12 protein-coding genes are annotated in these 14,414 nt (G+C 60.9%); 3 read left to right on the top strand and 9 right to left on the bottom strand.

Translation table 11 applies throughout. The annotated features are described in order from the left end of the window. Positions 1-18 precede the first annotated feature (18 nt). A complete protein-coding gene (gene nac / locus ACYCVF_RS31955) occupies positions 19-915 on the bottom strand; it encodes a nitrogen assimilation transcriptional regulator NAC (RefSeq protein ID WP_459606731.1) in 897 nt (298 codons plus the stop codon). 162 nt (positions 916-1,077) lie between these two features. Between nac and ACYCVF_RS31950 the strand changes: the two genes are divergently transcribed. Next, the gene (locus ACYCVF_RS31950) at positions 1,078-2,307 is read left to right on the top strand and encodes an aspartate transaminase (RefSeq protein WP_459606732.1); all 1,230 of its coding nucleotides are present in this window, start codon (positions 1,078-1,080) and stop codon (positions 2,305-2,307) included. A 272-nt stretch (positions 2,308-2,579) separates the two neighbouring features. On the opposite strand, the gene ACYCVF_RS31945 is transcribed toward ACYCVF_RS31950, so the two are convergent. Continuing rightward, the gene (locus ACYCVF_RS31945; protein ID WP_459606733.1) at positions 2,580-2,723 is read right to left on the bottom strand and encodes a DUF3551 domain-containing protein; all 144 of its coding nucleotides are present in this window, start codon (positions 2,721-2,723) and stop codon (positions 2,580-2,582) included. Between the two features lie 417 nt (positions 2,724-3,140). Beyond that, complete coding sequence (locus tag ACYCVF_RS31940) at positions 3,141-3,338, bottom strand: hypothetical protein (protein WP_459606734.1); 198 nt, start codon at positions 3,336-3,338, stop codon at positions 3,141-3,143. A 1,051-nt stretch (positions 3,339-4,389) separates the two neighbouring features. On the opposite strand from ACYCVF_RS31940, the gene ACYCVF_RS31935 reads away from it, so the two are divergent. Continuing rightward, positions 4,390-5,712 (top strand): DUF3422 family protein, encoded by a 1,323-nt coding sequence (locus ACYCVF_RS31935; RefSeq protein ID WP_459606735.1) that lies wholly within the window; start codon positions 4,390-4,392, stop codon positions 5,710-5,712. Positions 5,713-6,255: 543 nt separating this feature from the next. Here the strand turns inward: ACYCVF_RS31935 and ACYCVF_RS31930 are convergent. The 3 genes from ACYCVF_RS31930 to ACYCVF_RS31920 all read right to left on the bottom strand — a co-directional run bounded on the left by ACYCVF_RS31930 (position 6,256) and on the right by ACYCVF_RS31920 (position 10,718). Beyond that, positions 6,256-6,522, bottom strand: a complete 267-nt coding sequence (locus tag ACYCVF_RS31930) for a DUF3551 domain-containing protein (protein ID WP_459606736.1) — start codon at positions 6,520-6,522, stop codon at positions 6,256-6,258. 390 nt (positions 6,523-6,912) lie between these two features. Continuing rightward, entirely contained in the window at positions 6,913-7,176 is a 264-nt protein-coding gene (locus ACYCVF_RS31925) for a hypothetical protein (RefSeq protein WP_459606737.1), read from the bottom strand. Positions 7,177-7,637: 461 nt separating this feature from the next. Then, complete coding sequence (locus tag ACYCVF_RS31920; RefSeq protein ID WP_459606738.1) at positions 7,638-10,718, bottom strand: EAL domain-containing protein; 3,081 nt, start codon at positions 10,716-10,718, stop codon at positions 7,638-7,640. A 334-nt stretch (positions 10,719-11,052) separates the two neighbouring features. Between ACYCVF_RS31920 and ACYCVF_RS31915 the strand changes: the two genes are divergently transcribed. Continuing rightward, positions 11,053-11,208 (top strand): hypothetical protein, encoded by a 156-nt coding sequence (locus ACYCVF_RS31915; RefSeq protein ID WP_459612949.1) that lies wholly within the window; start codon positions 11,053-11,055, stop codon positions 11,206-11,208. A gap of 410 nt (positions 11,209-11,618) precedes the next feature. Here ACYCVF_RS31915 and ACYCVF_RS31910 read toward each other — a convergent pair whose 3' ends face one another. From ACYCVF_RS31910 to ACYCVF_RS31900, 3 genes are read right to left on the bottom strand one after another with little or no spacing between them, the layout of a single operon-like run. Beyond that, the gene (locus ACYCVF_RS31910; protein WP_459606739.1) at positions 11,619-12,494 is read right to left on the bottom strand and encodes an ABC transporter permease; all 876 of its coding nucleotides are present in this window, start codon (positions 12,492-12,494) and stop codon (positions 11,619-11,621) included. Continuing rightward, positions 12,487-13,353, bottom strand: coding sequence for an ABC transporter ATP-binding protein (locus tag ACYCVF_RS31905; RefSeq protein ID WP_459606740.1), 867 nt, complete (start codon positions 13,351-13,353; stop codon positions 12,487-12,489). Before ACYCVF_RS31905 ends, ACYCVF_RS31910 begins: the two co-directional genes overlap by 8 nt. Beyond that, complete coding sequence (locus ACYCVF_RS31900; RefSeq protein WP_459606741.1) at positions 13,350-14,393, bottom strand: ABC transporter substrate-binding protein; 1,044 nt, start codon at positions 14,391-14,393, stop codon at positions 13,350-13,352. Before ACYCVF_RS31900 ends, ACYCVF_RS31905 begins: the two co-directional genes overlap by 4 nt. Positions 14,394-14,414 lie beyond the last annotated feature (21 nt).

Below are 14,414 nucleotides of genomic sequence, written 5' to 3'. Positions count from 1 at the left end.
CCACATGCGCCGATCGTGTCACGACAGGCTCGCGACGAGTTCCAGGAGGATTTCCTTGATCGCCGAAGCCGGCTCGGACAGAGGCAAATGATCCGACTGGCAGAGCGCCAAGGGGGCCTCAATAGTCGGTTCGACGATGCGAGACAGCCAGGCGTTGGAGGATCTGGCGACCTCACGCGCCATGGATTCCGGCAGGATCGTTGCGCCAAGACCGCTGGCGATGACGGCCGACAACGTTCCGGCCGATTCGATTTCCGCGACCACGCGAGGCGTCATCCCGAGTCCTGCGAATGCCTCGTTTACCATTTTTCGCACGACGTTGTAGGGCCTCGGGAGGTAGAGATCCAGATCAGCGATCGTACGCAACGGCACATCGCTGGGGGACGCGACTATGCTGTCGGGGCCGACCAAATACAGTTGCTCCTTGAACAGCGGAAGGAATGTCAATCCATGCACGGTGGCCTGGCCGCCATAGAGCACTGCAATGTCCATCCGCCCATTCATCACGAGCTCCGACAGCGTGCTGCCATAGGTCTCGTTGAGATAAAGCAGGATGCCGGGATGACGCGCCCGCGCAGTGCGCAGAAGCGGCAACGCCAAGCCCGCGGCAGCTGTTCCCGGCGCGAGTCCGATTGACACGGCGCCGGACAAACCCTGCCCCGCTGCCTTCATATCGGCGTTAGCCTGGTCCCACTGCCGCAAGATGAGCTGGGCATGCCTGTAGAGAACCTTACCGGCCTCGGTGGGCACCACGCCACGCTTGGTGCGCAACAATAGCTGCTGACGAACCTCGCCTTCCAACGTCGCCAATTGCTGGCTGAGCGCCGGCTGCGCCACGTGAAGGATGTCTGCGGCCTGCGTCAGACTGCCGATATCGACAATCTTCACGAAATACTGCAGGCGCCTCAAGTTCACGTCGTTTCTCCCGTTCCGCTCACGATCGCACACCGAAGTCTAGTCGATTTCTGCGCTAGCCATAAGAGGTTCTTATCGAGGGAGATCGAAGTCGTCTTGGCCACGGCTGCCGCGGAGGACTAGACCTTTCGACTTGAGCCTCGATATCAAGGGATGCCTTCCGTGAACTCCTACAACCTCGCAGGGCGCATCAGACGCATCAAGCCGTCACCGAGCACGGTCGCCGCCGATCGGGCCAATGAGCTACGGCGACAGGGCAAGCAGATCGTGAGCCTGGTGGTCGGCGAGCCGGATTTCGACACGCCGGCTCACATCCGCAAGGCGGCCGCATATGCGATGGACCATGGCGCGACCCGCTACACCTCGATGCGGGGAACGCAGGAATTGCGGGAGGCGATCTCAGCCAAGCTCAAGCGCGAAAACGGACTGAGTTACGGCGTCGACGAGATCATCGTGACCAACGGCGCCAAGAGCGCGATCTACAGCGCGCTCGCAGCGACCGTCGATGACGGTGGCGAGGTCATCATACCGGCGCCGTACTGGGTGTCCTATCCGGACATGGTGATGGCTTGCGACGGCACGCCGGTGACGATCGCCTGCGGCGAGAACCACGGCTTCAAGTTGTCGCCGGAGCAACTGGAGTCTGCCATTACCCCGAAAACGCGTTGGCTGCTGATCAACTCACCGAGCAATCCGACCGGAGCCAGCTATGGCGCTGCCGAATACCGCGCGCTCGCAGACGTGCTCGTCAAGCATCCGCACGTGATGGTCATGACCGACGACATCTACGAGCACATTCGTTTCGACGGCAAGCCAACCCCGCACATTTTGAACGTCGCGCCCGAACTGCGCGAACGTACCCTCGCAGTCAACGGCGTGTCCAAGACCTATGCCATGACTGGCTGGCGCATCGGCTGGGTTGCCGGCCCGCGAGCTCTGATCGGCGTGCTTGACACGCTGTTGTCGCAATCTGCCGGCACCTGCTGCGCAGTCAGTCAAGCAGCGGCAACCGCCGCGCTCAACGGCGATCAGTCCTTCATCGCGGAAAGCGTCGTCATCTACAAGCAGCGGCGCGATGCCATCCTGCCGCTTCTGAACGCAATTCCCGGTCTGAGCTGCCAGGCGCCCGACGGCGCTTTTTACCTGTTCGTGAATTGCGCTGGCCTGATCGGCAAGATCACAGAGGACGGCAAGCGGATCGAGACCGACAACGACGTGGTGCTTTACTTCCTCGACACCGCCGGCGTGGCGCTGGTGGCTGGCGCCGCTTACGGTCTGTCACCTTACTTCAGGCTATCAATCGCGACCTCACTGGAAGCTCTGACGGAAGGGGTCGAACGAATAGCGCGCGCCACCGCGAAGCTCCAAGGCGCCTCATCGAAACTGATTTGATGGACGATAGTGCCTCGTGGAACGCAGACAAGAGCATCGACAGGCCCATCTTGCGCCAAGACGGGGCGATCAGGAAGTCAAAACATGCCGCTTCTTAACGAGCGTCCCAATCGTTGTGGCTTCGCGCTCCAACGCGGCTGAGAAGACTACATCGCGAGCGCATTCGCAGGATGGGCTTCCGATCGGGCGTCCACCGACTCTTAGCTCGCATGACGACTCAATCTATATCAGCAATGCCCGAAGGAATGCCTCGATCACTTGACGATCACGCATCATTGCATTTGTCCTTCCTGTCGCTGGAATGCGTAGATGGGATTCATACCGCTATAAGCGTAAGTGCCGGACGCAATGGCCATGCACTGGCCATAAGTCGAGAACTGGCAATTGTCCGGATAACCCCAGATACGTCCCTGCAAGCAATAAATGTCCTGCCGGGTCGGGCTAAGGACGAACGCCCCCGCGGAGTCGCGGTCGAGGACGATTCAAAGTCGAAGAGGATCGCCAGTGCAAGCACACCGATATGCAGCTTGCGCATGAACCTCTGGCTCTAGTTTTGCTGAAGAAGATAGGATCCTCATTTGAGGTTTATATCTTAGTCAATGTCGAATAGCCGGTGGCAGTCCGCCCGGCGATCGCCTCGAAAGACGCTCGCTTCGTGAGCGCGACCCGAGTTCGGGCCGAACTCCTGCTGTTTTCTTGGGAGAATGGCATTTTTTCAGCGTGGTGGACGAGATGTACGCCGGACACCCGCAAACGCAGCGATCAATCGAGCTTGAGGACTTTCGCGCTCCGGAATGAGTCCGTTCGGGTTGACCACGAGGCATACGGCGAGCTTACCAGGGGACCGAATGCGCGGAAAATTCACCGGCCCACAGATTTGAGAGCGCGTATTGCGTAGGCCAGTTGTCGAGGAGTTCATTGGTAAAGAACGGCGGGTCGGGCTGATTGATCATTTGCTCGGTCTTGAGCAACTGACTCGATTTGGTCTGTGATCCGCCGCTATTTGGTCGATCGCTCACAACGATCGCCACGTATCTGCCTCCCTGCGATAATCGGTCGAGCCGCGACGCTCGTGCTGCTCTAAGTGTCGGCTTCAAAGACGAGGACGGCGAGGGCTCTGCGTGCGTGATCCGGTCACTTCACTCGATGTGACGTTATGAGCCAACCGCTAAGCCTTGCCCCGCGGGTCCGGGCGCGGTCACTCTCCCGGCTCTGTCTCGACAAATCCGACCACGCCGTGGCCGCTGAGACAATGGCAGCGGCCGGCGAGCCATCATCTTGCGGAACAAGGCAATTCCCTATGCCCTGCCTCACGTGCCCATTTTGTCAGAATATAAGCGCGCTTCATGTCTGAAACCCGCCTCCGACTGTCTTCGAAGACCACATTGCGCCAAAAAAGACGCGAGCGTGCCCCTTCAACGGTGCTGGCCTAAATCCTGCACCGGCTCTCCACGCGAGGAAGTTAGGCGGCAGCAACAAGATGGGAGTCACGTTTGGGCATCGATCTGTCTATCGATAATGCGGTTGCCGCACCGGAGGTCGCCTGTCTGCACCGTGCTGGGAGAACGGAAGACGGGCCTGTTGGCCACGGCCTTGCGCGGCATCGGTCATGCCACCGGAAACCTGTGTTCAGAAGATGGCAGGCGTATCTTCACTTGCACGCGGCAATCCTTCGGTGGCGGGCGATGTCGGTGGGATTCGGAGACAGACAACCATGCTCCCGTCGATCTAGGCATTCATCGGACGGAGTCGCACGCCACCCCCGAGGTCGGGGAACGGCTTGCTGGCGCACCGCTAGAAGCATTGATCCACAATGCCGGCATTTCGCCATAGACGCCGGACCGTACCCCGCAGACGTCTTTGACGGCGACAGTCGAAAGCGGGATGAGACTGTTCCGGCTCAATCTGCCCGGCCTGATCCTGCTCCCGCAAGATCTCTTTCTCAAGCTGAAGGCGACCTCGGTATCGATCGTCGACGCGACTTGATCGGCGCCTTGCCGCGCCCCCATTTTCCAGCACCGCCAATGCCTCCAGCGTCAAGGCAGACGGATGCCTGCTCACTCTGAAGCGAGTCGTCAATACATGATCGATGAACTGGATCTGCGAACCTTCAACCCCCATCCGCAACGCGACGCCGTGCTCGGCGAAGTGCACGCGCGCCCTTTCACGCGCCTCGTTTCGCCATTCAGCGTGATCCACTTCGCTTTTCTTGCGCAGGGCGAGGCGGCCGTAAGCGATCGCTGTCGTTTTATCGATTTCTGCCTGGACCGCAATCTTCCGCCGCCTGGACAATCGGCGAAACATCATCAGATTGTCATCGGGCCTGCTACGCTACGCTGGGAGCAGCATTCGGAGTTTACGACATTCACCTGGTTCTGGCCCAACGCAAACGGTCCTGTCGCTCACCAATTCGACAAAGTTGATGATGCAGTCCGATCGCTGATCCGCGCGTTGCGGCAGTCCGGACAATTGCTGGTCGCGATCAGGTTAGAAGTGGAGCAGGACGCCTCGCCGATCAAGCGCGCCGAACAGATTTTTGACAAGAATAGCCTGGCCATGGTTGCCACAAAGAGCGGTGCAGGCGTTGCTGCCTCAGACTTCCGCGTGGACGAAAACGGCTTCACGAAAATCCTCGTCTGCGACCTCGGGTTGACGTCGCACGATCTCGGAGCGCTGGTACAACGGCTCCTGGAGATCGAAACCTACCGCCCGCTGGCTCTGCTTGGTCTGTCGGCGGCCCTTGAGCTTGCGCCGTCTGTCGATCGTATCGATCGGCGTCTAGTTGAGACGCTCGAAGAAATGCAAGGCGCAGAGGGACTGAAATTCAACAACCATCTGCTTGCCGAGCTGACGGCGTTGGCCGCCTCCTTCGAAAGAGGTGCGACCGGTAGCCTGTTTCGCTTCGGCGCCAGCAGGGCCTATAACGAGCTGGTCCAATCGCGGTTATCCATCATTGAAGGCAACGATGTGGCGGGCTATCCGACCTGGTCGTCGTTTCTGGCGCGCCGCATGGCGCCTGCGATGCGCACCTGCGCGACCGTGGAGGATCGTCAGGCAAGTCTGTCGGTCAAGCTGGCGCGTGTCGCCGATCTTTTGCGAACCCGTGTCGACGTCGAAATTGAACGGCAGCATCGTGACCTCTTGCACGCTATCAACGAGCGCGCGAGGCAGCAACTTCGGCTGCAGTGCACGGTCGAAGGGTTGTCGGTCGGGGCGATCGGATATTACGTGGTCAGCCTGTTTAGCTATCTGGCCAAGGGCGCGCACGATGTCGGCCTGCATGTAGAGCCCTCGTTCCTAACCGCAGCCTTCGTGCCGATCGCGGTCGGCGTGATCTGGCTCGTGAGTTACAATATCCGGAAGCGACACCTCAAGCACGACGGGCCCTCGGTGGCTTGCGACTAAAGCTCCTTGAGAAAATCAGTGCGTCCGTTCTACGAAGCTCGCATAGTCGTGGTGCGACGCCGCCGCAAACGCCCCGACTGGTCAGCCCGCAATTTGTGTTTTGATCGATCGGGATAGGGGGACGCCGCGCGATGCACCCCTCCCACACCACTTGGCATACGCGGGTCCGTACCGCGGCGGTTCGACCGAGTTAAGCCAGCTCAGAAACCACTATGCGGGAGGGACTGCGAGCGTCAACATCCCGGTGCGTCGGATGCCCCGCCGTTCACGACGAGAGCGGGCATGTTTCGGTGGCGCATTGCCGAAAAGGCACGCTCGTTGAATTGAACCAAGAACGACACGCAACTCGGCGTGACGCCGACCAGCCACTGCGCGCCAATCGTTGTTGCTTCGTTCCGATGCGAGTGAGGAGACTACATCGCGTAGCGTACTCGCACGAGGGGCGTCCGATCAGGACTTCCAACGGCTCTCAACTTGGAGGCCGGATCCGTCGATATGAGCAATGCTCGGAGGGATACCTCGATCACCCTTGACGATCATACATCAGTGCAATTGTCCTCCCTGTCGCTGGAACGCGTAGATAGGGTTCATACCGCAATAGGCGTAAGTACCGGATGCGGTGGCCATGCACTGGTCATAAGTGGAGAATTGGCAATTGCCCGGATATCCCCAGGTACGTCCTTGCAGGCAATAAACGTCCTGCCGAGCAGGGAGTATGTAAGAGCGACCTCGCGGACCGGCGGTCAAAGGCGATTCAAAGCTGACGAGAATGGTAAGTGCGAGCAGAGCGATCAACAGAAGGATGCGCATGAGATCTCTAGCCTCCGTTTAGTCTTGCTGAAGGATATCGGATCCTCATTTGATGTTTTGATCTTAGTCAATCGCAAATAGCCGTCGCAGTTCCCTCCGGCGATCGCCTCGAAAGATCGAGCGGGACGTGGGCCCCGAGCCTGAAGCAGAACTCCTGCTGTTTGTAGAAAGAAAGGCATTTTTCCTGCGTTGTGGGGTGGATATAAGATGAAAACTCGCAAGCGTAACGATCAATCGAGCCTGAGAGCTTTCGCGCTCTGGAATCGAGCCATACGGCGAGCTTACCAAGGGTCCGAAATGCGCCGAAAAATTCCTCAGGCCTGAGAGCCCGTATTGCGTGAGGTGCACGACTCAAGGGCGGCGGGGGTTCCTGAACGTTTAAGAGCTCTTCTAGCGCTTCGCGATCGGCTTGATCCGGCGCAGCAAGGAATCGGCATATTCCTCACGTTCGCGCATGAAGCGCTCTTGATGCGCTTGGAAAGTCTCGACCCGCTTCCTGATCTCATCACGTTCGCTACCACCATAGTCCGGCACGCTGGGGGTAACCTGCTCGGCGACTTTTTTCGGCTGAGGCTGCTCGTCCACCTTCAGCGATCTGGCGAACGCCGTGGTTTCAGCGACAAGCGCATCGAGCTCGCTCTTCCAATCATGCATTGACGCCCCCCACGCAACACGGCCCGCTAGATGAGCCAGTTCATCACAAGCCAGGCTGCGACCATGACACAGACGCCAATCGCCAGATAGGGCACCCCAACTAGCATCTGGTTCTCCTTGAAAAGCCACCGACAATTATTGCCGGTGACCCTCCGGGTTCAAAATGCTCATCGTGAAACAACGCAGTCCAGCCCCCGCGGCAACAATCCTAGACCAAACAAGCGTTGTTTCCTAGGTTTGCGTTCAGGAAGATTAACGCAAGCCGATCGTGTTCCCGCCGAGAACAAGGCGCGGCGCCCCTGAGAGATTTCCTCCTCTCATGTGCCCTTGCATCCAGGCTCGTAACGGTCTTGTCTCGACCCGATCAGCCGTATCACGACGCAGCAAGATGCGTGGGTCGAGATCAACGAGCGGGATCTTCTGCCGGACTTCCCCGCGCGCGCGGACCGGAGCGCCGATGGTCAAGAAGCCGCTCGAATAGGAACCCTGTTACTTTGCGAGGCAGGCTCGAGGCTCCGCGGCCGCCCGATCAAGTAGCCCTGCATCTCGTCGCAACCCTCCTGCAGTAGCAGCGACATCTGAGCATCGGTCTCGATACCCTCGGCAAGCACCGGCACGCCAAGCCCGTGGGCCAGGCCGATCACGGCTCGAACGATGGCCAGCGACCGCTCGCTCTCGCCGAGCGCCGCGACGAAGGACCGGTCGATCTTGATGCGGTCGAGGGGAAACGCCTCCAAATAGGACAGCGACGAGTATCCAGTTCCGAAATCGTCGAGCGCGATATGGACCCCGAGAGCCTTGAGCGCCTGCATCGTCCTTTTGGCGCGCGCGATGTCCTCAATCAGTACGCCTTCAGTAATCTCTAGCTCAAGGCGCGAAGCCGGAAGGCCGCTCTCGCGCAGCGCTTTGCGAACGTGGGCATCGAGATTTTCTCGGCGGAACTGTGCGGCGGAGACGTTGACCGCCACCCTCAAGGGCTGGTGCCACGACGCCGCTTCCATGCAGGCCTCCATGAGAACCCAGTCATCGATCTGCGCGATCGAGCCGCTCTTCTCCGCGACCGGAATGAACTCCCCCGGCGGAATGATTCCGCGCACCGGATGGCGCCAGCGTACGAGGGCCTCATAGGCCTTGAGGATACCGTGGCGGTCCTGCTGCCGCTGGTACTCCAGATAGAGCTCGCCGCGCTCCACAGCCACTCGTAGATCGTGCTCCAGCGCGCGGCGATCCCGCAACTGCTGGTCCATGGCGCTCGTGAACAGGCGGATTGCTCCCCTGCCTTCGTGCTTCGCGCGATAGAGCGCGGCATCGGCGTTCGCCAGCAGGGAGACGGCATTGTCAGCGTCTCTCGGATACAGGGCCACTCCGACGCAGAGATCGATCTGCAGAGCGTGCCCGTCGACTTCGATTGGATGTTCGAATTGCGCGCGCATCCTGGTGGCGAGTAGTTCCGCGCTTGCTGGCAACGGCAATTCATCAGTGATGCCGATGAACTCGTCGCCGCCGACACGAGCAACGTAGGATCCTTGCGCCGCCTCCTGCAGGCGCCTTGAGGCCTCCCGCAGCACCGCGTCGCCGACGGCATGTCCGAACAGATCGTTGATCTCCTTGAAGTGATCGAGGTCGATACAGAGCACAGCAAACCCATCGTCACCGGCACGCGCCCGCTCGATCGTGTCGACGAGGTGCTGATCCAGCGCCGCCCTGTTCGGCAATTCGGTGAGCGCGTCGTGGCAAGCGAGATAGCTGATCTTCTCTTGCGTCCGATTCCGATCCGTCACGTCGAATGCGACCGAAACGTGCGCTGCGCGCCCTTCGTAGATGAGCGGCCGGGACTCGATCACGACCTGGATCACCTCGCCGTTGGCCGTCCGGTGCTGCTCGAAATCACGACTTTCGCTCTCGGGATCTGCGCACTCAAGCTGCGGCTCGAACATGCTGAGGAGAGCTTCGCGGGAAAAGCCGTAGTGGCGGCACATCGCCCCGTTCACCGCGATTACTTGCCGCGTCTTCGCCTCCGACACCCACATCGGAAGCGGATTTTCTTCGAAAAGAAGCCGGAACGACGCCTCACGCCGCTTGAGGTCGGTGATATCGATCCGAACGCCTATGCTACCGCCATCCGCCGTCCGTCTTTCCTCGACGCGCACCCACCGATCGCCGGCGAGATGCTGCTCATGAGAGTGCCGGGGCAATGCATGTCGGGCCATGCGCTCTGCGAGCCACTCTTCCTCGCGTCCTGCAGCTTCGGGGTACTGTCCGGCGGACAAACCGGCGCGGAGGATGCCTTCGAACGGAGCTCCCGCCGCGAGGGCGTCCCGGCTGGCAGCGTAGAATTCCGTGTACTGCCTATTCCAAAGAACCAGCCGATCGTCCTTGCCGAAAATGGCGAGGCCTTCAGGCACGACGTCGAGCGCTTCCCTCAGGTGAGCGTGGGCGGCCCGCGCGGTCGCTTCGGCCTGCTCGGCCGCGGCCTTGGCTTCCGCAAGAGCCATTTCGGTCCGGTGTCGCTCCGTGATGTCTTCGTGGGTGGCGACCCAGCCGTTGCCCTGCATCGGCCTATGCCGGATGCGCACGATTCGTCCGTTCGTCAGCTCGACGGTCGTATCCGAATTCTTGGCAATCACCGGGGCGCTGTTGCGCCAGACCAGATATTCCTGCTTGGACATCTTCGGTGCGCGGCCGATCGAATATCGGAGATCGACAATATCGTTCAACTTCATGCCTGGCCGGACGGTTTCCGGATCGAGGTCGTAGACTTCCAGATACTGCCGGTTGCAGACGATCAGGCACTGATCGTCGTCAAAGAAGCAAAGGCCCTGAGACATGTTGTTGAGCGCTCTGTCGAACCGCTCGGCGAGAGCTGTGGCGGTCTGCTCTGCAACCCTTGCACGATCGCCTTCTTCGGTCAGTCGGCTATGGGTCTCCACCAGTTGAACGAAGGACCGGAAGTTCGTGCTGATCATCCGACCGAGCAGGACGAGCAACAGCAGCAAATTGATCCCGAGCGAGATCATCATCCCGTCTCCGGAGAAGAGCAGCACGGTCGCGATCGGCGCACCGGCGATGATCATCGTCAGCCGCGACGCCGGCGGGAAGCTGCCGAGGCAGTAAGCGGTGCCGATACATCCCATGAACACGAGCAACGCGACAGGCGCACGCAGGCTCGGCTCGACAACTCCAAACAGCGCAAGGATCCAGAACACGAAGCCCGCGTTGAGCACCACCGCAACCAAGCGGGTTCTGACGAGCTCGCGGTACGCCTCCTCCGGCGTGAAATCGCTCCGCCTCAGGCGTATCCACTGAACCAGCCGGACGAGACAGATCGCAAGGAGAGCGGCTGGCAACGCGAATCTCAGCCATGGCGACACCGTGGACGGGAGGACCAGCCCTACGCTGATACTGTCGACGAGCAGCACGGCGTAGAGAACCGGCACCTGCCGTCGGAGCACACGGAACTGCTCCACGAGGAGAGAACGACCGAGCGGGTCGGTCAGATCGCCCACGGAGAAGGCGGTACGGAATCGCGCGAATATGCCCATTTAGATTGCCCCAGCCGTTCCAAAGCTAGGACAGAGAGGCGAAGGACACGTAAAGCTGCTTGGTGTCTCGGGCATTAACGACGCTGCCGCAATTGCGAAGAATTAACCTTCAGGCGCCGCCGGTCGCCAACCGCTTCCGCCACAGCACTGCTCTGAGTGACATGACTTAAAGCGACGCGCCCCGTCTGGTTCGCACGAGGCATGCTGACGGCGCGACGCGCGACCGGTCGAAACCGGCGCTCCTCGAACGGATCGCGGCCTCCGACGGCAGCGCCTATCAGGAACATGTGCTGACCAGGCGGGGCCACGGCCTGTTCCTGGTGTCCTTAAGGCAATGGGCGAGGCACATCTCTATGCGCGCGGCGAGGCATTCCGTGCTGCTGGACCAGACGGGCCGGCGGTCGGGCAACTCGTGCTGCCGTCGAAGAGCGGCAAGCCGCTGGCGTGGTCGGACACCAAAGTGAGGAAAGTCGCCGCGCGCAGGCGGTGAGCGGTGTCGAGTTTGGCGCCGCAGCTGCGTAGGGAGGGTCAGTCTTATTGCGTCAGAAGTATCTCACGGTGAGGAGCGCGAAGCGCGTCTCGAACCAAAAGGCCCGCTCGTGGCCTCGTCCTTCGAGACGCTTGCTGCGCAAGCTCCTGAGGATCAGGAGATAAACCGGTATGACGGAGTAAGATTAGTGCAGCCTGCCGCTTCCACGTTACGGCAAACTGCTGCCCCCCTCAACTCGCCGCTGCCCCGATCACTGCCAGTCCGCCGCCGGCAAGCCCCAGCCAAATCCGCATCGTGCTTCGCAGAACCGGACGCCGCGGGACCTCTGGTCTTCACGATGGAATTCAGTCGTCATTACTGACGTCCGCAGTTCAGATGATTGCGATCGCGTCGCGACGATATCTGCACCCTCATGCCGTCACCGGCGCTTTCCACCGCATGAAGCGCCGCTCCAGCGCCTCGAGGACAGCATCGCACGCGAGCCCGATGACCGTGATGCTGAAGATGCCGAAATACATCTGCGGGATCAGGAAGCTGTACTGGCTGTTGATGATGAGATAGCCAAGACCAGCCTTGGCGCCGACCATCTCGGACGCAACCAGCACGAGCATGGCGGATGCGCTCGCGAGGCGAATACCAACGAAGATGGTAGGAAGCGCAGCCGGTAGAATCACCTTGCGGAACAGTTGCTGCGGCGTCGCGCCCATGGTCCGCGCCGACTTGATCAGGAGCGGATCGACTTGCTTCACCGCGGCGATGGTGTTCAGCAGGAGTGGCCAGGAGCAGCTGTAGATCACCATCGTGATCTTCGACATCTCGCCAATCCCCAGCAGCAGGATGAACACCGGCAGCAGCGCAAGCGGCGCGGTGTTGCGGCAGATCTCGATGAACTGGTTCAGGAGATTACCGAGCCGGGCTGACCTGCCGACCGCCAGGCCAAGCGGCACAATCAGTGCGAGCGATATCAGAAACCCGCTCAGCGCGCGCAGCAAGCTCGCGGAGACATCATCATAGAGCTCGCCGCTTTGCGCGAGCTGCCAGCCGGCAGCAATCACCTCCGAGAACGGCGGCAGGAACACCGCATCGATCAGGCCGAGCCTGGGAGCCGCTTCCCATAGCAACAACAGGGCAATCACTAACAGGGAGCGGTGTCCAAGGACAGTCAACTGGCGGATCGCGACACGGGCCCCACTCACCGCCGGCGACGGTTGAGGTTGCACGCCAATGAGAGCCTCTCGGCGTCCGTGCGCGAGCTCCAGCAGTATCAGCGTCTCCAGACTAGACATGGGCGATCTCCTTCACCTCGTGGTCCACATGTCGCGCACCGACACCTCCGTTCAACTGGCCCGGCTTGGCCTTCTGAACCTCGTCGCGCAACAGGCTCCAGACCTCATGGCGTACATGCCCGAACTCCGGCAGTGAGCGCACATCGTCTACCTCGTCGCGCAGGACCTCGGGGAGGTCGATGACTTGCTTGATCCGCCCCGGACGCGACGTCATGACGGCTACGCGCTCGCCGAGCACGACGGCTTCGTCGATGCCATGGGTGATGAAGACGATGGTCTTGCCGGTGGCGCGCCAGATCCGTAGTAATTCACCCTGGAGCGTCTCGCGAGTCTGAGCGTCCAGCGCCGCGAACGGTTCATCCATCAGCAGCACCTCCGGATCGTAGGCGAGGCTTCGGGCGATCGCGACGCGCTGCTTCATGCCGCCGGACAGCTCGTGAGGATACCGATTGGCAAAACCCGACAAGCCGACCAGGTCGAGGAAATGCCGCGCGATCTCAAGCCGCTGCCTGGTCTTGAATCCGGCGATCTCGAGTCCGAATTCGACGTTCTCCGCGGCGGTCCGCCAAGGAAACAGGGCGTACTGCTGAAATACGATTCCGCGGTCGCGTCCGGGTCCGGCGACGGGGCGCCCGTCGAGCAGGATGCGGCCGCTGGTCGGTGTCGTGAGCCCGCCCAGCAAATCGAGCAAGGTCGATTTCCCGCAGCCGCTTGGGCCGACCAGGACCAGGAACTCGCCAGAGCGAACATCGAGCGTGATGTCGTCAAGGGCCGTGAAGCGGCCTGCAGGGCGGCCGCTTTCACCTCGCGTGATGAATTCCTTGCGGACCTGCTCGAAGTTGATCTTGACCGGAGTCATTGCACCTCCGCGGTCTTTCCCGGACGGAAATAGTTGAACGCGTTGGTGTAGGTGTCGGAGGCCTTGATCTGACCGGGCTTGAACAGGCCATCCTTCTCGAGCCAGTCGATCCACAGCTGGATTTCGCGGTCCGAGATCACGCCGCCCTTGGATGCGACGCCGGTGCTCTTCCAATACTTGATCGAAGAGGCATCCTCGTTGCGCTTGCGCTCGGCGATGATCCGGTCGAACCGGGCCCGCACCTCTTCGGCGGGCGTCGTCTGCGCCCAGTCAATCGCGCGCGAAATGCCCTCGACCAGTTTGCGAGCGGCATCGGGATTGTCCTTGATGAACTTATCCCGCAGCACATAGGAGCCACCGGTGAACTGGCCGAATAGATCAGTGTCGCTGAAGAGCGAGCGGATACCACCCCTTTCCAGCGCCTTGTCGCGCAGCACGCCGCCGAGCGCGCTCACTTCGACTTGCCCCTGGCGCAGCGCCTGCTCGCCGGTCACCGGCGGGACCGCCACCAGCGTCACCTGCTTGGCTTCACTTGCGCCGAGACCACCCCTGGCCAGATATTCTCGAAGCACGAACTCCAGATGCGCGCCCATCGTATTGATGGCAACCTTCTTGCCGATCAAGTCGCGTGCGTTCTTGATGGGGCTGTCGTCCTTCACATAATAGCCGTTATAGGTGTTGGCGTCGGAGCCGTAGTACCCGACCACCGCCTTGATCGGCACCTTTGCGGCGATGAGCTTGAGGATCGCGCCGTAGAAAGCGCCGCCGATATCGATATCGCCGGTCACGACGGTCTGGATGTCCTGCGGGCCGCTGATGGTATTGCCGACCCATTTGAGCTTAAGCGGCGCGAGATAGCCGAGGTCGTCAGCAAGCTCGATGAAGGTCACCTGCCCGGCCCAGCCCTGATAGCGGATCTCGCTCTTTTCGAGCGGCGGCTCGGCGGCGGCCGGAGCCGCGAGGCCCAGCATGAAGGCGCCAGCGAGCGCCAAACGCGCGGCGCGATGCCGTGCGTGAACAAATCGAAACAGAGAATTCATCCCGGCAGCTCCCGTCAATAA

Source organism: Bradyrhizobium cedriense (assembly GCF_054602315.1).
Note: the sequence above shows the minus strand (reverse complement) of the source record. Positions and strands in the feature narration are given on the sequence as shown.

Excerpts from the sequence above, each read along its gene's own strand:
- ACYCVF_RS31910 (WP_459606739.1), bottom strand. The coding sequence starts at position 12,494 with ATGTCTAGTCTGGAGACGCTGATACTGCTGGAGCTCGCGCACGGACGC.
- ACYCVF_RS31905 (WP_459606740.1), bottom strand. The coding sequence starts at position 13,353 with ATGACTCCGGTCAAGATCAACTTCGAGCAGGTCCGCAAGGAATTCATC.
- ACYCVF_RS31915 (WP_459612949.1), top strand. The coding sequence starts at position 11,053 with ATGGGCGAGGCACATCTCTATGCGCGCGGCGAGGCATTCCGTGCTGCT.
- ACYCVF_RS31925 (WP_459606737.1), bottom strand. The coding sequence starts at position 7,176 with ATGCATGATTGGAAGAGCGAGCTCGATGCGCTTGTCGCTGAAACCACG.
- ACYCVF_RS31930 (WP_459606736.1), bottom strand. The coding sequence starts at position 6,522 with ATGCGCATCCTTCTGTTGATCGCTCTGCTCGCACTTACCATTCTCGTC.
- ACYCVF_RS31935 (WP_459606735.1), top strand. The coding sequence starts at position 4,390 with ATGATCGATGAACTGGATCTGCGAACCTTCAACCCCCATCCGCAACGC.
- ACYCVF_RS31920 (WP_459606738.1), bottom strand. The coding sequence starts at position 10,718 with ATGGGCATATTCGCGCGATTCCGTACCGCCTTCTCCGTGGGCGATCTG.
- ACYCVF_RS31900 (WP_459606741.1), bottom strand. The coding sequence starts at position 14,393 with ATGAATTCTCTGTTTCGATTTGTTCACGCACGGCATCGCGCCGCGCGT.